At 71.6% G+C, this 18,689-nt stretch carries 18 protein-coding genes; 4 read left to right on the forward strand and 14 right to left on the reverse strand.

The annotated features are described in order from the left end of the window. Positions 1–10: 10 nt before the first annotated feature. The 12 genes from nuoK to G448_RS0110905 form a co-directional block, all read right to left on the reverse strand. Positions 11–316, reverse strand: coding sequence for an NADH-quinone oxidoreductase subunit NuoK (gene nuoK, locus G448_RS0110850; RefSeq protein WP_026407997.1), 306 nt, complete (start codon positions 314–316; stop codon positions 11–13). Beyond that, entirely contained in the window at positions 313–1,347 is a 1,035-nt protein-coding gene (locus tag G448_RS0110855) for an NADH-quinone oxidoreductase subunit J (protein WP_051268929.1), read from the reverse strand. The genes nuoK and G448_RS0110855 overlap by 4 nt, the downstream gene beginning before the upstream one ends. Further along, positions 1,344–2,054 (reverse strand): NADH-quinone oxidoreductase subunit NuoI, encoded by a 711-nt coding sequence (gene nuoI / locus G448_RS0110860; RefSeq protein ID WP_034495068.1) that lies wholly within the window; start codon positions 2,052–2,054, stop codon positions 1,344–1,346. Before nuoI ends, G448_RS0110855 begins: the two co-directional genes overlap by 4 nt. Beyond that, positions 2,047–3,477, reverse strand: a complete 1,431-nt coding sequence (nuoH, locus tag G448_RS0110865; RefSeq protein ID WP_034495070.1) for an NADH-quinone oxidoreductase subunit NuoH — start codon at positions 3,475–3,477, stop codon at positions 2,047–2,049. The genes nuoI and nuoH overlap by 8 nt, the downstream gene beginning before the upstream one ends. 59 nt (positions 3,478–3,536) lie before the next feature. Continuing rightward, on the reverse strand, positions 3,537–6,314 hold the full coding sequence (locus G448_RS0110870) for an NADH-quinone oxidoreductase subunit G (protein ID WP_245572297.1): 2,778 nt from the start codon (positions 6,312–6,314) through the stop codon (positions 3,537–3,539). 3 nt (positions 6,315–6,317) lie between these two features. Then, the gene (gene nuoF, locus G448_RS0110875) at positions 6,318–7,592 is read right to left on the reverse strand and encodes an NADH-quinone oxidoreductase subunit NuoF (RefSeq protein WP_211228011.1); all 1,275 of its coding nucleotides are present in this window, start codon (positions 7,590–7,592) and stop codon (positions 6,318–6,320) included. A gap of 77 nt (positions 7,593–7,669) precedes the next feature. Beyond that, complete coding sequence (gene nuoE / locus G448_RS0110880) at positions 7,670–8,389, reverse strand: NADH-quinone oxidoreductase subunit NuoE (protein ID WP_026408003.1); 720 nt, start codon at positions 8,387–8,389, stop codon at positions 7,670–7,672. Continuing rightward, the gene (locus G448_RS0110885) at positions 8,389–9,798 is read right to left on the reverse strand and encodes an NADH-quinone oxidoreductase subunit D (protein ID WP_026408004.1); all 1,410 of its coding nucleotides are present in this window, start codon (positions 9,796–9,798) and stop codon (positions 8,389–8,391) included. Before G448_RS0110885 ends, nuoE begins: the two co-directional genes overlap by 1 nt. Continuing rightward, complete coding sequence (locus G448_RS0110890; RefSeq protein WP_026408005.1) at positions 9,798–10,574, reverse strand: NADH-quinone oxidoreductase subunit C; 777 nt, start codon at positions 10,572–10,574, stop codon at positions 9,798–9,800. The genes G448_RS0110885 and G448_RS0110890 overlap by 1 nt, the downstream gene beginning before the upstream one ends. Further along, entirely contained in the window at positions 10,571–11,191 is a 621-nt protein-coding gene (locus G448_RS0110895) for an NADH-quinone oxidoreductase subunit B (protein WP_026408006.1), read from the reverse strand. Before G448_RS0110895 ends, G448_RS0110890 begins: the two co-directional genes overlap by 4 nt. 20 nt (positions 11,192–11,211) lie before the next feature. Beyond that, complete coding sequence (gene ndhC, locus G448_RS0110900) at positions 11,212–11,571, reverse strand: NADH-quinone oxidoreductase subunit A (protein WP_026408007.1); 360 nt, start codon at positions 11,569–11,571, stop codon at positions 11,212–11,214. Further along, entirely contained in the window at positions 11,568–12,836 is a 1,269-nt protein-coding gene (locus G448_RS0110905) for a geranylgeranyl reductase family protein (RefSeq protein WP_034495191.1), read from the reverse strand. Before G448_RS0110905 ends, ndhC begins: the two co-directional genes overlap by 4 nt. Before the next feature lie 311 nt (positions 12,837–13,147). On the opposite strand from G448_RS0110905, the gene G448_RS0110910 reads away from it, so the two are divergent. Beyond that, positions 13,148–13,876, forward strand: coding sequence for a demethylmenaquinone methyltransferase (locus G448_RS0110910; RefSeq protein WP_051268995.1), 729 nt, complete (start codon positions 13,148–13,150; stop codon positions 13,874–13,876). Positions 13,877–13,900: 24 nt separating this feature from the next. On the opposite strand, the gene G448_RS0110915 is transcribed toward G448_RS0110910, so the two are convergent. Continuing rightward, complete coding sequence (locus G448_RS0110915) at positions 13,901–14,797, reverse strand: NAD(+)/NADH kinase (protein ID WP_026408010.1); 897 nt, start codon at positions 14,795–14,797, stop codon at positions 13,901–13,903. Positions 14,798–14,799: 2 nt separating this feature from the next. Continuing rightward, positions 14,800–15,819, reverse strand: a complete 1,020-nt coding sequence (locus tag G448_RS0110920; protein ID WP_026408011.1) for an SPFH domain-containing protein — start codon at positions 15,817–15,819, stop codon at positions 14,800–14,802. Positions 15,820–15,904: 85 nt separating this feature from the next. Here G448_RS0110920 and G448_RS0110925 point away from each other — a divergent pair, with 85 nt between their 5' ends. The 3 genes from G448_RS0110925 (at position 15,905) to G448_RS0110935 (ending at position 18,140) form a co-directional block, all read left to right on the forward strand. Continuing rightward, positions 15,905–16,624, forward strand: a complete 720-nt coding sequence (locus G448_RS0110925) for an NUDIX hydrolase (protein ID WP_051268930.1) — start codon at positions 15,905–15,907, stop codon at positions 16,622–16,624. A 464-nt stretch (positions 16,625–17,088) separates the two neighbouring features. Continuing rightward, positions 17,089–17,223: a hypothetical protein gene (locus tag G448_RS19030; protein WP_281170952.1), complete on the forward strand. Its 135-nt coding sequence runs from the start codon at positions 17,089–17,091 to the stop codon at positions 17,221–17,223. Further along, positions 17,220–18,140, forward strand: coding sequence for a hypothetical protein (locus G448_RS0110935; protein WP_026408013.1), 921 nt, complete (start codon positions 17,220–17,222; stop codon positions 18,138–18,140). The genes G448_RS19030 and G448_RS0110935 overlap by 4 nt, the downstream gene beginning before the upstream one ends. The last annotated feature ends 549 nt before the right edge of the window (positions 18,141–18,689 follow it).

Consider the following 18,689-nt stretch of genomic DNA (forward strand, 5'->3'; position numbering starts at 1 on the left):
CGGCGATCCCTCAGTTCTTGAGCAGGTTCTCGTCGTCGACCGACGTGGACCTGCGGGTGCGGAAGATGGACACGATGATGCTCAGGCCCACGACCACCTCGGCGGCCGCGACGACCATGACGAAGAAGGCGAAGATCTGACCGGTGAGGTCGCCGCGGATGCGGGAGAAGGTCACCAGGACCAGGTTGACGGCGTTGAGCATGAGTTCCACGCCCATCAGCTCGATGATGGCGTTGCGGCGCAGGAGCACCGTGAGCGCCCCGAGGCTGAAGAGCACCCCGGCGAGCACGATGTAGGCGGTGACGGGGACGGTCACTTCTGCTCCTCCTCGTGCGCCTTCTTCTCGGAGTCGTCGTCGGGCCGGTCGGAGTCGTCGTCGGGCCGGCTCCCGGGCCGCGCCGCGACCGGCTTCGCGACGGGCTGGGCGACGACCGGGGCGGCCGCGCCGGGCATGGCCTCCATGCCGGAGCGCCCCACGACGGCGTCCTCGCGAGCGGCGATGGTGCCGGCGCGCTGGGCGGCCCCCGTCTCCGGGGAGACCTCGGACAGCTCCAGACCCTGGTCCCGGACGCGCAGCACGCGCGGGATCGACTCCTCCAGGGCCTCGCCGTCGGCGCCCAGCGCCGGTGCGGCGGCGGCGTTGGTGGCGGCGTAGACGCCGGGCATGGGCTTCTGACCGGGGTGGGCGCCCGTCTCGGCGAAGGCGCGCATCCTGGCCCTCATCCGGAGGCGCTGGGTCATGCGGGGACGGATGCGCTGGCGGTGGGTCAGCGTCAGGGCGCCGACGGCGGCGATGATGAGCAGGACGCCGGTCAGCTCCATGATGACGACGTGGTCGCCGAACAGCACGAGGGCGAGAGCGGAGGGCTCGGAGGGATTCGCGAGGACCCCTCCGCCCTCGTCGGTCGCGATCGGGAGGACGGAGCGCCACACGACGGCGGCCAGGATGACGGCCAGTCCCGCGCCCAGGGCGGCCACCGCCCAGGTGACGGCGGGCGGGCCGGTGCCGGCCATCGGCTCCTCGCCGCCGACGCCGACCATCATGATGACGAACAGGACGAGTGTCATGACGGCGCCCGTGTAGACGACGATCTGGGTGATGCCCAGGAAGGGCGCCTCGCTCGTGATGTAGAGGACCGCCAGGCAGATCATGATGCCGATCATGTTGGCGGCGGCGGACACCGCGCGCTTGGCGGTGAGCAGCCCCAGGCCGCAGGTCACGGCGATCAGGGCGACGACTGCGAAGAGGATCGTCTCCCCGACGGAGAGGGCGCCATCCGCGGTCAGGGTCGCGGGCAGCAGCTCGGTCGAGGCCGGCGGCACCGGCAGCGCGGTCGCGGAGATCATGAGTGCACCGCCTCCTCGAGGGTGCTCGGGACGGGAGCCGGCCGCGCGGACGCCAGGGTCGGGTCCTCGGGCCGGCGGGCGCGGACCCAGTCGACCTGCGCCTGGGTGACGCCGGTGACCTCGCCCCGGTAGTAGTCGCCGTCCTCGGTCCCCTCGACCATGGGGTGAGGGGTCTCCAGCGCGCCGTCGGGCACGGGGGCGAGCAGGTCCTGCTTCTCGTAGATCAGGCCGGTGCGGGTCGGCCCGACCAGCTCGTCGATCTCATGGGTCATGGTCAGGGCCCGCGTGGGGCAGGCCTCGATGCACATGCCGCAGAAGATGCAGCGCAGGTAGTTGATCTGGTAGACGCGGCCGTAGCGCTCGCCGGGGGAGTACTGGGCCCCCGGGGTGTTCGAGGCCGCCTCGACGTAGATGGCGTCCGCCGGGCAGGCCCAGGCGCACAGCTCGCAGCCGATGCACTTCTCCAAGCCGTCGTCGTAGCGGTTGAGCTGATGGCGCCCGTGGTAGCGCGGCATGAGGACCGGCGCCTCGAAGGGGTACAGCTCGGTGACGGTGGGCCGGAACATCGAGGAGATGGTCACGCCGTAGCCGGCGACGGGCGCGAAGAAGCGTCCCACGGGGCCGGGAGGGTCGCGCAGCCACTGGTCGTGGTCCGTGCTCGGCCGCTCTTCCGGGATGCGGGAGGCGTCGGAGGTCTGGTCAGTCATCGTTTCCCTCCTGGACGATGTCGCCGGAGTCGGGGGTGGCCCGGGCGCCGCCCGCCGCGAAGCCGGCGGTATCGACGGCACCGACGCCGACGGGGAGCGCCGCGGGGCCGGCCGCGTCGATGCGGGCGGGCGACTCCGCCCGCTGGGCGCGGCGCACGCGCGGGGAGACGGGCAGCTGCTGGCCGGGCAGCGGAGGGACGGGGTAGCCGTCCGCGAAGGCGTCGAGCTCCTCCCCCGGCGCGGTCACGCCGTCGCCCTCGGGACCGGGCTCGTCCTGCTCCTCGGGCAGGAGGAGGAACACGAGCAGGGCCACCACGAAGACGACCGCCAGGATGATGAGCAGCGCGCGGGACGAGCCGCTGAAGAAGGTGCGGTAGCCCTGGAGGACGGCCACCAGGACGAACCAGGCCAGCGAGACGGGGATGAGGAACTTCCACCCCAGCTTCATGAAGTGGTCGTAGCGGATGCGCACCAGGGTGCCGCGGGTCCAGATCATGAAGAACATGACGAGCCAGACCTTGGCGACGAACCACAGCACGGGCCACCAGCCGGAGTTGGCCCCCTCCCAGAAGCTCGCCACGATGAAGGAGCGCCAGCCGCCCAGGAACAGGGTGACGCACACGGCCGAGACGTTGAACATGTTGATGTACTCGGCCAGGAAGTACCAGGCGAACTTCATGGAGGAGTACTCGACCATATGCCCCGCGACGAGCTCGCCCTCGGCCTCGGGCAGGTCGAAGGGCAGGCGGTTGACCTCGCCGACCATGGACACGACGTAGATGAGGAAGCTCGGCACCATTGCCAGGCCCCACCACATGCGCTGCTGGGCCCCGACGATGCCGGAGGTCGACATGGTGCCCGAGGCGAGGAAGACCGTGAGGATCGCCAGGCTCATGCTCAGCTCGTAGGAGATGACCTGAGCGGCGGAGCGCACGGCGCCGAAGAGCGGGTAGGTCGAGTGGGTCGACCAGCCGCCCAGGATGATGCCGTAGACGCCGAAGGCGGTGATCGCCAGGATGTAGAGGACCGCGACCGGGAAGTCGGTCAGCTGCAGCGGCGTGGAGTGCCCGAGGACGGAGACCTGCGGCCCGAAGGGGATGACGGCGTAGACCATGAAGGCGCTGAACGCCGCGATGACCGGGGCGAGGATGTAGATGAGCCTCTCGGCCCCTCCCAGCCAGAAGTCCTCCTTCATGATGAGCTTGGCCGCGTCCGCGACGGCCTGGAGGAAGCCGAAGGGGCCGTTGACGTTGGGGCCGGGGCGCGTCTGCATGCGCGCCAGTCCGCGGCGCTCCACCCACAGCGCGAGGATGACGCTGACGATGAGGAAGGCGACGACGAAGACCGCCTTGAGGAGCGTGAGCCACCAGGTCTCGGCGGAGAAGTCGGCGATCACGCCGCCCTCGGCGTCCGCGGGAGTCATGGGGATCGCGGAAGACGCGGGAGCCGCGGAAGACGCGGAAATCATGGGAATCGCAATGCTCACCGGGTCGCCTCCGTTCTGATCGGGGTGCCCGCCGGCGTGCTGGGCAGGATGTCGGTGGGAGTCGGGGAGAGCCGGACGCGGGAGCCGTGGGAGGCGCCGAGCGCCTGACGGATCGTGGAGCCGGGCGAGCACTCCGGCAACCAGACGGTGCCCGGGGCGACCCGGCCCGCGATCACGGCCGGCAGCGTGACGGCGCCCACCGCGGTGGCGACATCGACGCTCTCCCCGCCGCGCAGGCCCAGCCGGTCGGCGAGATCCGCGGCGACACGGGCGACCGGGCGCAGGGCGGTGGCGGCGAGGAAGGCGTCCCCGTCCTGAAGCCGGCCGGCGTCGAGCATGGGCTTGTGGGTGGCCAGGACGGCGTCCAGGCCGGTCGCGGTCGAGAGGCCCGACCGGCGCGCGGAGGTGGCCGGCTCGGCGGCGGGCGGCTCGATGAAGACGACGCCGCCCCGCTCCCCCCTCCACAGGCCGAGCTCGGCGAGCTGGGCGTGGAGGGTCTCGAGGTCATCGACGTCGAGGTCGTCGCCCATCTCGGCGGCGAGCATCGCCAGGACCTGGCGATCGGTGCGGGCGCGCGAGACATGGGCCTGACCGAAGGGGCGCACGCGCCCCTCCCAGTTGACGAAGGTGCCGTTCTTCTCCTCGGCGGGGGCGACCGGCAGGACGACGTCGGCGTGCTCGCTGACCTCCGAGCGGCGCACCTCGAGCTGGACGGTGAAGCCGGAGGCGGCGAGCGCCGCCCTGGCCAGGCCCGGGTCCGGGAAGTCGCGCAGGTCGATGCCGCCCGCCACCAGGCCGCCGAGGCCGCCATCGACCAGGTCGGTCAGGATCCGGGTCGCGTTGCGCCCGGGCGCGTCGGGCAGGGGCGCGTGGGCGTGGATCCCGGCGGGGTCGATGCCCCAGGCGTCCTGGACCTCGCGGCGGGCCGCGGCGTCGGCGACGGGACGGCCGCCGGGCAGGAGGAAGGGCAGGAGCCCCGCCTCGATGCCGCCGCGCTCGCCGGCGCGGCGCGGCACCCATGCCAGGCGGGCCCCGGTGGCCGTGGCGAGGGTGTCGACGGTCGTGAGCAGGCCCGGGACGGCGGCGGCGCGCTCTCCCACGAGGATGGCGGCGCCCTCGGCCTTGAGGGCCTCGACGACGTCGGGGTGGGTCTGCGAGAGCAGGGCGATGGCCCGCGCCTCCTGGCCGGGAACGGTCAGGACGGTGGTGGCGCTGAGCTTGCGCGAGCCGTTGGTGATCAGCGGGGCGATCGTGGCCACGCGGACGCCGCCGGCGCGCACCCCCTTGCGCAGGCGCAGGAAGAGCGAGCCGCACTCGTCCTCGGGCTCGAGGGCGACCAGGAGGACCTGCCCGGCCCGCTCCAGCGAGGAGTACGTCACGGCGCCCAGTCCCGTTCCGGCGACCCGGGAGGCGAGGAAGAGGTCCTCCTCCTCGCAGTGGTCGCGCACGCGCTGGTCGATGTCGTTGGTGCCCAGCACCTGGCGGGCGAAGCGGGACCAGGCCCAGCCGTCCTCCAGGGTGGTGCGGGCCCCGGGCAGCAGGGCGACGCCGCCGGCGTCCCTCGCCGCGGCCAGGCCCCGGGCGGCGACGTCGAGCGCGTCGGACCAGGAGGTGCCCGTCAGCAGACCGGTCTCCTCGTCGCGCACGAGCGGAACGCGCAGACGGTCGGGCTGGGCGGACCAGGCGAAGCCGAAGCGGTCCTTGTCGGTGATCCACTCCTCGTTGACCTCGGGGTCGTTGCCCGCCAGGCGGCGCAGCACGACGCCGCGGCGCATATCGACGCGGATGGCGGAGCCGGAGGCGTCGTGCTCGGTGACCGACTCGGTGGACACCAGGTCCATGGGGCGGGCCCGGAAGCGGTAGCGGGCGCTGGTCAGGGCCCCGACGGGGCAGATCTGGATGATGTTGCCCGAGAAGTAGGAGGCGAAGGGGCGGCCCGAGACGTCGAGGTCCTCGCGGCCCGCCAGGTCCCCGGGCCCGTGGACGGAGCCGTCGATGACGCCGGGACCACCGCCCGGCCCGGCCAGGTCGGACTCGGGGGCGAGGTAGGCCTCGCCCCGGATGGTCTCGGTGGTCACGCCGGCCACGCCCTCCGGGTCGAAGAAGTCCAGGACGGTGGAGTCGTAGCGGCCGATCTGCTCGGAGTACAGGCCCCCGGTGACCTCGCCGCCGACGTGGCCGGCGCCGCGCCCCTGCAGCGCGATGAAGGGGTCGCCAGCGATCTGGTCGACGAAGCGCACGCAGCGCTGGCACAGGATGCAGCGGTCGCGGTCGAGCAGGATGTTGCTGGTCAGGCGCAGGGGCTTGGGGAAGGTGCGCTTGACGTCGGTGAAGCGGGTGGCGGACTGGGCGCCCGAGGCCATGAGCTCCAGGGCCTGGTTCTGCAGAGGGCACTCGCCGCCCTTGTCGCACACCGGGCAGTCCAGGGGGTGGTTGATGAGGAGGAACTCCATGGTCCCGGCCTGCGCCCCGGCGGCGACCTCGCTGGTGGCCTGGGTGGAGATCTCCATGCCCTCCATGGCGGTCATGGCGCACGAGGGCTGGGGCTTGGGCATGGGGCGGACCACGCCGTCGCGGCCGGGCATGGCCACGTCCACCAGGCACTGGCGGCAGTTCGCCGACGGCGCGAGCAGCGGGTGGTCGCAGAAGCGCGGGATGCGCACGCCGATCTTCTCGGCGGCGCGGATGAGGAGCGTGCCCTTGGCGACCTCGACGGGGACGCCGTCGATCGTCATGTGGACCATGTCGGTCATGTCGGTGGCCGTGTCAGTCATGTCTCACCGTGCGCTTTCAACGATTGCCGAGGCCTCATAGGGGAGGAGCTCGCGGGCCGCGGAGGTGTACCCGGCCTCGAACTCGGCGCGGAACCGCTTGATGCCGGACAGGACCGGGACGGCGGAGGCGTCGCCGAGGGCGCAGAAGGAGCGGCCGGCGATGTTGGAGGCGATGGACTCCAGCTTCTCGACGTCCCCGGGCAGGCCCCGCCCGGCCTCCAGGCGCAGCATGATCTGGCGCATCCAGTAGGTGCCCTCGCGGCAGGGGGTGCACTTGCCGCAGGACTCGTGCTGGTAGAACTCGGTCCAGCGGGCGACGACGCGCACGACGGAGACCGTCTCGTCGAAGACCTGGAGGGCGCGGGTGCCCAGCATGGAGCCGGCCGCCCCGACCGACTCGTAGTCCAGGGGGACATCGAGCTCCTCGGGCCCGAAGATCGGGGTGGAGGATCCGCCCGGGACCCAGAACTTGAGCCTGTGCCCGGCCCGGACGCCGCCGGCGAGATCGATGAGCTCCCCCATCGTGATGCCGAAGGGCGCCTCGAACTGGCCGGGGTGGGCCACGTGACCGGAGACGGAGAAGATGCCGTGGCCCTTGGAGCGCTCGGTGCCCATGGACGAGTACCACTCGGGTCCGCGGGAGAGGATCCCCGGCAGGGAGGCGATGGTCTCGACGTTGTTGATGACCGTCGGGCGCGCGTACAGGCCCTGGACCGCCGGGAAGGGGGGCTTGAGGCGCGGGTGGCCGCGGCGGCCCTCGAGGGAGTCGAGCAGCGCGGTCTCCTCGCCGCAGATGTAGGCGCCGGCGCCGGCGTGCGCGGTGATGGTCAGCGGCCGGGAGCCGTCCAGGCCGAAGCCGGTGTCCAGCAGCCCCGACTGCTCGGCCTCGGCGACGGCGTGGAGCAGGCGGCGGTAGACGTGGGCGACCTCGCCGCGCAGGTAGACGAAGGCGTGGTCGCAGCCGATGGCGCGCGAGCAGATGGCCACGCCCTCGATGAGGGCCTGCGGGTTGGCCATGATGGTGGGGATGTCCTTGCACGTGCCCGGCTCGGACTCGTCGGCGTTGACGACGAGGTAGCGGGCCCCGCCGTCGGGGGCGGGCAGGAAGGACCACTTCAGCCCTGTGGGGAAGCCCGCGCCGCCGCGACCGCGCAGGTTGGAGGCCTTGACCAGATCGACGAGCTCCTCCTGGCTCATGGTCCTGGCCCGCTCCAGCCCTCGGTAGCCGCCGTTGGCCCGGTAGGTCCTCAGGGTCCAGGAGCGGTCCTTGTCCCACATGTCGGTGATGGCCGGGGTGAGGGTCCCCGGTGCGGTGAAGACCGGACCGGCCGGCCGGCCGCCGCTCGCGCCGCCGCTCACTTGGTCTCCTCCCCCGGGACCGTCCAGCCCCTCTCGCGGGCGATGCGCAGGCCCAGCAGGCTCGCCTCGCCCGCGCCGACGCCCTCGTCGGCGCGCCCGTCCTCGAAGCCGGCCAGGAGGCGCTCGTTCTCGCGGAAGGTCGGCAGGGTCTCGGGGCCGCGGGTGGGGACGACGTCCTCGCCGCGCTCCAGGCGCGAGACCAGCTCGACGGCGGAGGCCGGGGTCTGGTTGTCGAAGAACTCCCAGTTGACCATGACGACCGGGGCGTAGTCGCAGCCGGCGTTGCACTCCACGCGCTCCAGGCTGATGCGGCCGTCCTCGCTGGTCTCGTCGTTGCCCAGGCCCGTGTGCTCGCTCACGGCCCGCCAGACCTCGTCGCCGCCCATGACGGCGCACAGGGCGTTGGTGCACACGCCGACGTGGTACTCCCCGGCCGGGTGGCGGTGGAACTGGCTGTAGAAGGTGGCGACGGCGGAGACCTCGGATCGCGTCAGGCCCAGCGCCTCGGCGCACAGCGCGATGCCGCGCGGGGAGACGTAGCCGTCGATGCTCTGGACCAGGTGCAGCATCGGGATCAGGGCGCTGCGCTCCTGACCCGCGGGGTAGCGGGACTTGATCTGCTCGATCTCGACGCCGACGCGAGCCCCCAGATCGGCTTCGTAGCCGGCGGCCTCGTAACCGGCGGCGGTCGTGCGGGCGTTCTCGGTGGTGCTCATCAGCGGTCCACGCCTCCCAGGACGGGGTCGATGGAGGCCAGGGAGGGGACGAGGTCGGCGATCATGCCGCCCTCGCCCATCATGGCCAGCGACTGCAGGTTGGAGAATGAGGGGTCGCGGAAGTGGACCCGGTAGGGGCGGGTGCCGCCGTCGGAGACGGCGTGGACGCCCAGGACCCCCTTGGCGTGCTCCACGGTCTGGTAGACCTGCCCGACCGGGACCCGGAAGCCCTGGGTCACCAGCTTGAAGTGGTGGATGAGGGACTCCATGGAGGTCCCCATGATCTCGCGCACGTGCTCCAGGGACTGGCCCTGCCCATCGGTGGCGATGGCCATGCGGGCGGGCCAGGCGATGGTCGGGTCGGCCACCATGGTCGTGTTGGAGGGGTCGTCGCCGCGCTCGGTGATCTCATCGAGGCGGTCCACGCACTGGGAGACGATCTTCAGGGACTGGTAGCACTCGTCGAAGCGGACGGCCAGGCGGTTGTAGCAGTCGGAGCGGTCGTAGACGGGGATGTCGAAGTCGTAGGTCTCGTAGCCGCAGTAGGGCTTGATCCTGCGCATGTCCAGCGGGTAGCCGGCGGCGCGCGCGCACGGCCCGGTCAGCCCCATGGCCATGGCGGCCGACAGCGAGATCTCGCCCACGCCGACGAAACGGGCCTTCAGGATCGGGTTCTCCATGAGAAGGGCCTCGAGTTCGCCGACATCGTTCTTGATGTTCGGCATGACCGAGCGGACGAAGTCGGAGAAGCCCGGCGGGACGTCCTGGGCCAGGCCGCCGGGACGGACGTAGGCGTGATTCATGCGCAGCCCGGAGACCATCTCGAAGGCGCGCAGGATGTTCTCGCGGCACCGGAAGGCGATGGTCATGAGGGTGGTGCCGCCCATCTCGTTGCCGCCGGACCCGATGGCGACGACGTGGGAGGCGATGCGGTTGAGCTCCATGAGGAGCACGCGCATGACCGAGGCCTTCTCGGGGACGTCGTCGGTGACGCCGAGCAGCTTCTCCACGGCCAGGGCGTAACCGACCTCCTGGAAGAAGGGCGCCACGTAGTCCATGCGGGTCACGAAGGTCTCGCCCTGGACCCAGGTGCGGTACTCCATGTTCTTCTCGATGCCCGTGTGCAGGTAGCCGGTGCCCACGCGGACCTCGGTGACGGTCTCGCCGTCGACCTCCAGGACCAGACGCAGCACGCCGTGGGTGGAGGGGTGGACGGGACCCATGTTGAGCACGATGCGGTCGTGGCGGAGGCGGTCGTCCTCGTCGCGGGCGGCGATGGCGGCGACGACGTCGTCCCAGTCACCGCCGGACAGGGTGTACTGGGGGGCGCCGTCCGCGATGTCGTCGGTGGCGGGTCCGGCCGCGTGGAAGGAGCCGGAGGAGGGGGCGGAGGAGGCGGGGGTGCTCATCAGCGGTACGACCTCCGGGTGTCGGCGGGCGGGGTGGTGGCCCCCTTGTACTCGACGGGGATGCCGCCGAGCGGGTAGTCCTTGCGCTGCGGGTGCCCCACCCAGTCGTCGGGCATGGCCGAGCGCGTGAGGTTGGGGTGCCCGTCGAAGACGATGCCCATGAGGTCCCATGCCTCGCGCTCGTGCCAGTCGTCGCCCGGGTAGACCGGCACGATCGAGGGCACGTGCGGGTCGGAGGCGGGACAGGCGACCTCCAGGCGCAGCTGGCGCCCGCCGTGGGTCAGGCTCATCAGGGCGAAGCAGGCGTGCAGCTCGCGGCCGGCGTCCTGCGGGTAGTGGACGCCGGCGACGCCCAGGCACAGCTCGAAGCGCAGGTCCTGGTCGTCGCGCAGGGGGCGCACCACGTCGAGGAGGTGCTCGCGGCTGATGAACAGGGTGAGCTCGTCGTGCTCGACGACGACCTTCTCGATGGCCTCGGCCGGGTCGATTCCGGCGTCCTGGAGATCCTCGATGAGGGCGTCGACGACGCCGTCGAACCACGAGCCGTAGGGGCGAGCGGCGGCCGGTGCGAGGGCGACCACGGTGCGCTGCCGGCCGTAGCCGGTCGTGTCCCCGGCGTCGGCGGCGCCGAACTGGCCGGAGTGGGTGGCCACGACCTCGGTGACCAGCTCGGGACGCACCGGACGGCCGGGAACGACCTCGGGAACGGGCGCGGCGGGCCTCTCCAGCTCCTCGCCCGCGGCGTCGGAGGGAGCGGCCCCCTTGTTCTCGCTCATGCCAGCCGCCCCTTCATCTCGGAGAGGGGGACGGCTGCCAGGGCCGCGGCCTCGACGGCGCGCGCGATGTCCTCGCGGTGCTTGAAGACGGGGCGGCGCTCGATCTGGCGGGTCAGCTCGAGCATGGCGTTGATGAGCATCTCGGGACGCGGCGGGCAACCGGGCAGGTAGATATCGACCGGGACGATGTGGTCGCAGCCCTGGACGATCGCGTAGTTGTTGAACACACCGCCGGACGAGGCGCAGGCCCCCATGGAGATGACCCACTTGGGCTCGGGCATGGAGTCGTAGACGTTGCGGACGATCGGCGCCATCTTGTGGGAGACGCGGCCCGAGACGATCATGACGTCGGCGTGGCGCGGCGAGGCGCGGAAGATCTCCCAGCCGAAGCGGGACATGTCGAAACGGGGGGTGCCGGCGCCCATCATCTCGATGGCGCAGCAGGCCAGGCCCATGGTCACCGGCCACAGCGAGCGGGCCTGGGCCAGGCCCGACAGCTGCTCGACGCTGGTGATCAGGAAGCCGGGGCCCTCGACGGACTGCTCGGCGGCGAGCTGGAGGTCATCCCGCTTGGAGGGGATGCGGAGCATCTTCTCGTTGTAGTCGCGCATTCTCATGATGTGCCGCCCCGGTCCCGTCAGTCCCAGTCCAGTCCGCCGCGGCGCCACTCCAGGATGTAGGGCACCGTGATCAGGGCGACGAAGACGAGGGCGGCGCTCAGTCCGAACAGGCCCAGGCGCGTGAAGGCCGTGGCCCAGGGGTAGAGGAAGACGACCTCGACGTCGAAGATGATGAAGGTCATGCCCACCAGGTAGAAGGCGACGGGGAAGCGCCCGGTCTCGGTGTTGGTCGGCGTGGGGTCGATGCCGCACTCGTAGTTGGCGACCTTGACCCGGTTGCGCCGGTTGGGGCTCACGATCGCGGACAGGACGAGGCCGCCGATGGCCACGACCAGGGCCATCGCCGCCATGATGAGGAGGGAGACGTAGGGGTTCATGCTGCCGGCACCATTCTTGTCAGGAGCTGGATGAAGCGGTCGATCGCGTCGCCTCCGCGACGCTCCCAACCATCGGACAGGAGCTTGGCCACGAGCCTCATGAGGCGTCTGCGCGGCAGGCCGTACCGGGTGCACACGCGCATGATCTCGGGGTGCTCGATGAGGGAGACGAAGACGCGGCCAAGGGTGTAGTAGCCGCCCATCTCGGCCTCCATGGCGGCGGGGTACTGCGCCAGGGCCCGCTCGCGGCCGATCGCCGTGGAGCGGGCGGCGGCCTGCGCGGCCGCCTCGGCGGCCAGGCGCCCCGACATGAGGGCCTGGGCGATGCCCTCGCCGTTGAAGGGCGAGACCATGCCGCCGGCGTCGCCCAGCAGCATGAGGCCGTCGGCGTAGTGGGGCTTGCGGTTGAAGGCCATGGGCAGGGCGGCGGAGGACAGGCGCCCGACCCGGGTCCGCGGGCCGAAGCCCCAGGAGGCGGGCGCGCTCGCCACCCAGCGGCGGAAAACGGCCCGGTAGTCGACCCGGGTGGTCGCGGCGCGGGAGGACACCGAGCCCAGCCCCACGTTGACCAGCCCGTCGCCGACGCTCCACAACCACCCGTATCCGGGCAGGAGGTCGGAGCGGTTCGCCGGTCCGTCCCACAGCTCGAGACGGGACTCCATCCAGGCGTCCTCGGCCCGCGGCGAGCGGAAGTAGGCGCGCACAGCCACGCCCAGCGGCTTGCGCTCGTCCTTGTGCCGGCCCACGGCAGTGGCCAGGCGGGCCGACACTCCGCCGGCGTCGATGACCAGGGGGGCCCGCAGGACGGCCGGGGCGGGGATCCCCGGATAGGCGACCCGGGCCGTCGGCCTGGCCTCGACGCCGACGACGCGCCCCGCGGCGGTGGTGACCGGACCGGTCACGGTGACGCCGGTCAGCAGGCGGGCCCCGGCGTCGGCCGCGTGCTCGGCCAGGTCCCGGTCGAGCTCGGCGCGCCGACGCGCCAGTCCGTAGGAGGGCAGGGAGGCCTGCTCGGGCCAGGGGATGTGGAGGCGGTGCCCGCCCCCGATGACGCGCAGCCCCATGTTGCGCTGCCAGGTCGACGTGTCCACGCCCATGCGGACGAGCTCGCGAACGGCCGAGGGGGTCAGGCCGTCGCCGCACACCTTGTCGCGGCCGAGCTCGTGCCGCTCGATCAGGATGACGTCCAGGCCGCACGTGGTCAGGTGGTAGGCGGCGGACGAGCCGGCCGGTCCCGCGCCGACGACGATGACGTCGGCGCGCATGTCGCCGGCGGGGCCGTCCGCACGAGCGGCGCGCCCGCTGCTCCCGCCATCCCGGTCAGTCACCGCGCCCCTTCCTCCCGTGTTCCCCCATGCCGAATAGTCCTCCCGGCCAGGAGGACCCGCGCCGACTCTACCGAGGCCGCGGCCGGCGCCCGAACCCCGGTCGGAGGGGAATCCCAATTCCGCGCCATGGCGTCAGCGCCGGCGCGCGCGCCCCGGCGCCCCGGTCGGGGCGCCGATCAAATTAGGGCCCTTCCCCCTCACGAATATACCGGCGGCCCCGAATGGCGCGACCTGAGATCATGGGCCGCATGAGCCGAGCCACTCTTGCCAAGGACCCCCGCGAGGTCGCGGGGATGTTCGACGCCGTCGCGCGCCGCTACGACCTGACGAACAGCATCATGAGCCTGTGGCAGGTGCGCGTGTGGCGCGCCGCGACCCGCGCCGCCGTCGCCGCCCGGCCCGGCGCGCGGGTGCTCGACCTCGCCGCCGGCACGGGGACCTCCTCCGCGGACTACGCCGCCGACGGCGCCGACGTCGTCGCCTGCGACTTCTCCACCGGCATGGTGGCCGAGGGCCGGCGTTGCCACCCCGGCATCGCCTTCATCGCCGGCGACGCCACGGCACTGCCCTTCGCCGACGAGAGCTTCGATGCGGTCACCATCTCCTACGGGCTGCGCAACGTGCAGGACGCCGGCGGGGCCCTGCGGGAGATGGCGCGCGTGACGCGCCCGGGCGGGCGCCTGGTCATCGCCGAGTTCTCCACGCCCGTGCGCCGCTCGCTCCGCAGCGCGTACCGCTTCTACCTGGGCACGGCGCTGCCGGCGGCCGCGCGGCTCGTGTCCTCCAGCGCCGAGGCCTACGACTACCTGGCCGAGTCGATCCTGGCGTGGCCCGATCAGGCGGGGCTGGCCGCGCTCATGCATCGGGCCGGCTGGCGGGGCGTGGGCTACAAGAACCTGTCGGGCGGGATCGTCGCCGTCCACCGGGCCACCAGGCCGGCCGGGTGGGCGCGGTCGGTCGGGTCGGGGCGGGGCTGAGCGGCGACGGGCGCGACGGCGCGATCAGGCGCGGGGCGGATCGGCCAGCGCCAGGGTGGACTCGGCCACCGAGACCCGCACCCGCTGGCCCCAGGCCGCCTCGCAGCAGTCGTCCTCGATCCCGTCGCCGAAGACGACGAGGCGCTCGCAGGACACCACGAGCCCCAGCTCCTCGCCCTCCCCCAGCCGCCCCTCGGTCATCGAGACGCCCGTGGCCGGCGAGGGCCACGCCTCCCGGACGAACCACGCCAGACCGCGCTCGGCGGGGGCCGGCAGCTCCCGCCCGCCCCTGTCGTGCGCCAGGGAGGCGCTCCAGCCGGTGGCGCCGGTCCCGGTCGAGACGATCACGCCCGAGGAGGACTGGAGCTCGCGACGACCGCGCCAGTCCAGGCGGTAGCGCGCCGACTGGTGCGAGGCGTGCCCGAGGTAGACCTCGTTGAGGGCGGTCACCTCCTGGCCGTCGTCGAGGCGGGCGCGCACCATGGTCCGCCGGGAGACGGACGGGGACTCGCCGTCGGCGATCCGGTCGATCAGCTCCCCGCCGGTCCTCACGTCGCAGGGCACCAGCGGACCGCGCTCGGCCCCCGGGCGCGGGTCGATCCCGATGACGACCTGGCCGCGCAGGTACTTGGCGACGTTGGCGACGAGCCCGTCGGGGCCGACGACGATGACGACGTCCTCGGGCGCGAAGAGGAAGGCGGCCAGGTCCCGGCGCTCGACGCCCGTGCGCGCCCAGTCCTCGGGGAGACGGGCCGCGACGGCGGCGAGGGCCTCGTGCGCGCAGTCGTGGGCGCGCTGAACCTCGTCCAGGGAGCGCCCGCGCGAGCGCAGGAAGAACTCGGCCTGCCCGCGCGTGGAGTGCCGATCGAGCAGCTCCTCGAGCTCGGTGCGACGGCGGACCAGGACCGCCCGGCGACGCAGCGTCATGAGCGCCCCTCCTCCGCCTCGGCCCGCGGCAGCAGGCCGGCGAGGAGGCTCTGGAGCATGTCGGGGGCGAGATTGACCTGGCCGACCCGCGGCAGGTGCCTGGCGGCCTCCTGCAGCGCGATGGCGCGCAGCGCCCCGGTGCCGATCGACGCCAGAGCACTGAGGCGGGCCGCCTCGACCTCGTTGGTGGCCCGGCCGAGCCGCTCGGTCTCGGCCGCCTCGGCCTCGGAGCGGATGCGGCGGCGCTCGGCGGAGGCATTGGTGTCCACGAGCGCGGCGGAGGCCTTCTCCTCGGCCTCGCGCCGGGCGTTGGCCCCCTCCTGGGCGACGAGCTCCTCACGACGCCGGGAGAGGTCGAGCTTGCTGGCGAGCTCGTTGACGGAGATCCGCTGCTCGCGCTCGACGGCCAGAGCCCGTCGCTCGTACAGCGCCCGGTCCGCCTCGGCCTGGAGCTGCTCGCGCAGCGGCGTCTGCAGAGCCTTCTCGATGTCGCCCTCGGGACGCAGCGACAGGACCCGCGCGTCGCAGACCTCGATGCCGGAGCCGGTCAGGCGCCTCTGGCCGGGCAGGCCGGCGGCCAGCGCCTCGCCGACCCGCTCGATCCCGCTGCGCAGCGCATCGACCATCTCCAGGCCCCCGACGACGTCGATCGTCAGGGAGTGCGCGATACGGGCGACGAGCTCGCCGATCTCCTCCTCGCCGCGAGGCGGTCCGGCCATGGATCGGGGGTAGACGTCGAAGTCGAAGCGGGAGGCGGCGAGCCCGGGATCCGCGACGCGGTAGGTCAGGGTCGCCTGGACGGTGACGTCCTGCTGGTCGGCCGTGGTCACGTGGAACAGGACGGTGCGCTCGCGGTCGACCACGCGCAGCTCGGACAGGGCCGCGCTCGCGGGGCGGAACCAGAAGGCCTGACCGACGCCACTGCGCACGACGCGCCCGCGCCGCAGGCGGATGACGTACTCGGTCGGCGCCCCCTGGTAGTGGCGGATGAAGGGGACGGTTCGGATGATGCCCATGTCGGCTCCTCGCTCAGGTTTTTCGTCAGTCAGACGATAACGGGGGCGAGCCGTTCTCGTCAAACTGACGCGATAGACTGCGGGCATGCACGCCCCGGACGCCGCCCCCGCCCCGCCCCCCACCGCGCTGCTGGTGCCCGTCGCGGTCGATATCGTGGCGCTGACGATCATCGACGCACGGCTCAACGTGCTCGTGGTGGACCGCGCCCTGGAGCCGTTCAAGGGCGAGGCGGCCCTGCCGGGCGGCTTCCTGCTGGCCGGCGAGCAGACGATGGACGCCGCGCGACGCGAGCTCGCCGAGGAGACGGGGATCGTCCCGCCGGGCCACCTGGAGCAGATCGCCACCTACGGGCCCCAGGGGCGCGACCCGCGCGGGCCGGTGCTGTCGGTGGCCCACCTGCTCATGGCGCCCCGCTTCACCGCGCCCCGGGCGGGTGGGGACGCGAGCGGCGCCCGCTGGTGCGAGGTGGGCGCCGGCGCGTCCCGCCTGGCCTTCGACCACGAGCGGATCCTCGCCGACGGCGTGGAGCGGGCGCGCTCCAAGATCGAGTACACGCCCCTGGCCACGGCCTTCTGCCCGCCCGAGTTCACGATCTCCCAGCTGCGCTCGGTCTACGAGGCGATCTGGGGGGTGAGGCTCGATCCGCGCAACTTCCACCGCAAGGCCACTCGCACCGAGGGGTTCCTCGAACCGACCGGGGGCGTGTCGCAGACGGGTGCGGGACGGCCCGCCGCCCTGTACCGGGCGGCGCCCGGCGTGGAGCCCACGGCGACCGTGCTCTCCCCGCCACTGACCCGCCACTGACCCGCCACCGACCCGGCGCCGCCCCCCTTCGCCGAGATCGGTTCAGTTCCGCATCGAGATCGGTCCGGTTCCGCATCGAGATCGGTCCGGTTCCGCATCGAGATCGGTCCGGTTCCGCATCGAGATCGGCGAGCCCGGAAGCGCCGGCCCCGCGAGTCAGCGGGTCCGCGACACCCTTACGTTAGGTCTGCCTAAAGACCACAGCCGGCCCCGCGATACGGCGGATCCGCGGCTGCGAACGGCCGTGACAGGGGCACCATGGGCTTGCTACCGCGACTTCATGGCTCCCTTCCCTGATACGACAACCATGACGAGCGGACAGCAGGGCCCCGTCACCATCCCCCGGTCGTGTACCTGACCTGCCGCACTCCGGGTCGCTTCGGCGCCGAGGTCGAGATGCGCCGCACGAAGGACGGGCGCGTCGCCCTGCTGGCGTACACGGCGCTGGACCGCTGAACGACTGCATGGGTCCGCACCAGCCGTGGATCCTGTGCCACACGAACAGGCTTCACGAGCTCGAGGCCGACCAGCCCTACGACGTCATCCACCTTGACCTGGCCATGCCCCGCGAGCTGCGGCACGAGGGGGACGGCGAATGAGCCAAGGGCAGCTGGAGATCAACTACGAGGCAGCCCGGAAGGCGAGGAGCGCCTTCGATGACGCGCAGGAGGACCTCGAGGCGAACGCCTCCACCATGCCGTCGTCCGGCAGCTACGGCGGATCGCCGGGGAAGCGCCTCGACGAGGGCACCGCGGACGAGAAGAGCGCGTGGGAGAGCGCGAACAACGACCACGAGAGCTACCTGGAGAAGAAGCTCTTCGACAAGCTCTCCACGAAGGTCCCCAAGGCCCACAAGAAGCTGACGGACTGGGCGGCCGAGCACATGACGGTCAGCCCGGACTCGCCGCTCTTCGAGCTGACCACGAAATCGCTCCAGGACGGCGCCATCAAGTTCGCGGAGCACAATATCGAGAATGTCTACTACGGACACGAATTCGACGCCCTTGTCCGCAAAGCCGTCCCCGCCGCCACGAAGAGAGCCGCTCTCAAGTCAGACAATCCGCAGAAAAAAGCGGGGAAGAAGTCACCCAATCCCGATTCGATGAGTAGACGAGCAAAGGCATCTGCCTCATCGAAGACCATCGACACCGGAATTGCGACAAAAGCCGGAAAATTCACCAAAGGCACGGGGACCGTCCTGACCCTCGCACTCGCAGGCTGGGAGATCTCCAACGGCGCCTCGCCGGGCAGGGTGGCACTCGAAACAACAGCAGGATATGTCGGCAGTGCACTAGTAATAGCAGGGGCAGCAGCCCTGGCTCCTGAAATGGGAGCAGTCGCATTAGGAGTGCTAGGCAGCGCAGCACTTTCCTATGGCGCCGGAAAGGCCTACGAGAGTTGGATACCCCTTCAGACGCGCGAACGCATTGACGAGGGCATTTCCGACGCCTACGAAACCAGTACGGAATGGATCGGCGATAAGACGTCATCCGCCTGGAAGAGAATATTCGGGTGACGATCAGCTTACGACGATCCAGGGTGCTCCCGCCGCCACAGGCCGACAGAATGCGCAAGCATAATACTTCGATATTCGCATTCTCCGCCTTCGGATTGTCCCTCATCTCCCACTTCGCTTATACGGCCGGGGATCGCAGTACCGCCTCAGGATTCTTCTACATCGACACGGTTCTGCTGTCGCTCTTCGTCTCTCAGGTCCACCCGAAGACAGCCATATCCGGGGGACGTCGGTGGTGGAGTCACAAAGGTGCACGAATCATCATGAATACTCCCGAATCGCTGATCCGATGGGAGCTCGGCACTCTCTTTCTCGCAGCGTGCTCCTGCGTCGTAGGTGTGCTCGTGTGGCTGGTGAGATCACGCGGCGAGTGGATAGCACCCGCCGGGCCGGCCACCATTGGGACAGCCGCGCTCTCCTATGCGACGCCCATCATCCGTGCGGGCGGCCCGAACCGCAGAAGGATCGCCCTCAGCGAGCACGGTGTGGAGTTCACCTGGATCGATGGGCGCACCGACACCATCCCGTGGAGCGCCCGGCCTCACCTGG

It is taken from the genome of Actinomyces gerencseriae DSM 6844, from assembly GCF_000429265.1.
Classification (GTDB): Bacteria; Actinomycetota; Actinomycetes; order Actinomycetales; family Actinomycetaceae; genus Actinomyces; species Actinomyces gerencseriae.

Excerpts from the sequence above, each read along its gene's own strand:
- G448_RS0110855 (WP_051268929.1), bottom strand. The coding sequence starts at position 1,347 with ATGATCTCCGCGACCGCGCTGCCGGTGCCGCCGGCCTCGACCGAGCTG.
- nuoI (WP_034495068.1), bottom strand. The coding sequence starts at position 2,054 with ATGACTGACCAGACCTCCGACGCCTCCCGCATCCCGGAAGAGCGGCCG.
- nuoH (WP_034495070.1), bottom strand. The coding sequence starts at position 3,477 with ATGACTCCCGCGGACGCCGAGGGCGGCGTGATCGCCGACTTCTCCGCC.
- G448_RS0110870 (WP_245572297.1), bottom strand. The coding sequence starts at position 6,314 with ATGACTGACACGGCCACCGACATGACCGACATGGTCCACATGACGATC.
- nuoF (WP_211228011.1), bottom strand. The coding sequence starts at position 7,592 with ATGTGGGACAAGGACCGCTCCTGGACCCTGAGGACCTACCGGGCCAAC.
- nuoE (WP_026408003.1), bottom strand. The coding sequence starts at position 8,389 with ATGAGCACCACCGAGAACGCCCGCACGACCGCCGCCGGTTACGAGGCC.
- G448_RS0110885 (WP_026408004.1), bottom strand. The coding sequence starts at position 9,798 with ATGAGCACCCCCGCCTCCTCCGCCCCCTCCTCCGGCTCCTTCCACGCG.
- G448_RS0110890 (WP_026408005.1), bottom strand. The coding sequence starts at position 10,574 with ATGAGCGAGAACAAGGGGGCCGCTCCCTCCGACGCCGCGGGCGAGGAG.
- G448_RS0110895 (WP_026408006.1), bottom strand. The coding sequence starts at position 11,191 with ATGAGAATGCGCGACTACAACGAGAAGATGCTCCGCATCCCCTCCAAG.
- ndhC (WP_026408007.1), bottom strand. The coding sequence starts at position 11,571 with ATGAACCCCTACGTCTCCCTCCTCATCATGGCGGCGATGGCCCTGGTC.
- G448_RS0110905 (WP_034495191.1), bottom strand. The coding sequence starts at position 12,836 with ATGCGCGCCGACGTCATCGTCGTCGGCGCGGGACCGGCCGGCTCGTCC.
- G448_RS0110910 (WP_051268995.1), top strand. The coding sequence starts at position 13,148 with ATGAGCCGAGCCACTCTTGCCAAGGACCCCCGCGAGGTCGCGGGGATG.
- G448_RS0110920 (WP_026408011.1), bottom strand. The coding sequence starts at position 15,819 with ATGGGCATCATCCGAACCGTCCCCTTCATCCGCCACTACCAGGGGGCG.
- G448_RS0110925 (WP_051268930.1), top strand. The coding sequence starts at position 15,905 with ATGCACGCCCCGGACGCCGCCCCCGCCCCGCCCCCCACCGCGCTGCTG.
- G448_RS19030 (WP_281170952.1), top strand. The coding sequence starts at position 17,089 with ATGGGTCCGCACCAGCCGTGGATCCTGTGCCACACGAACAGGCTTCAC.
- G448_RS0110935 (WP_026408013.1), top strand. The coding sequence starts at position 17,220 with ATGAGCCAAGGGCAGCTGGAGATCAACTACGAGGCAGCCCGGAAGGCG.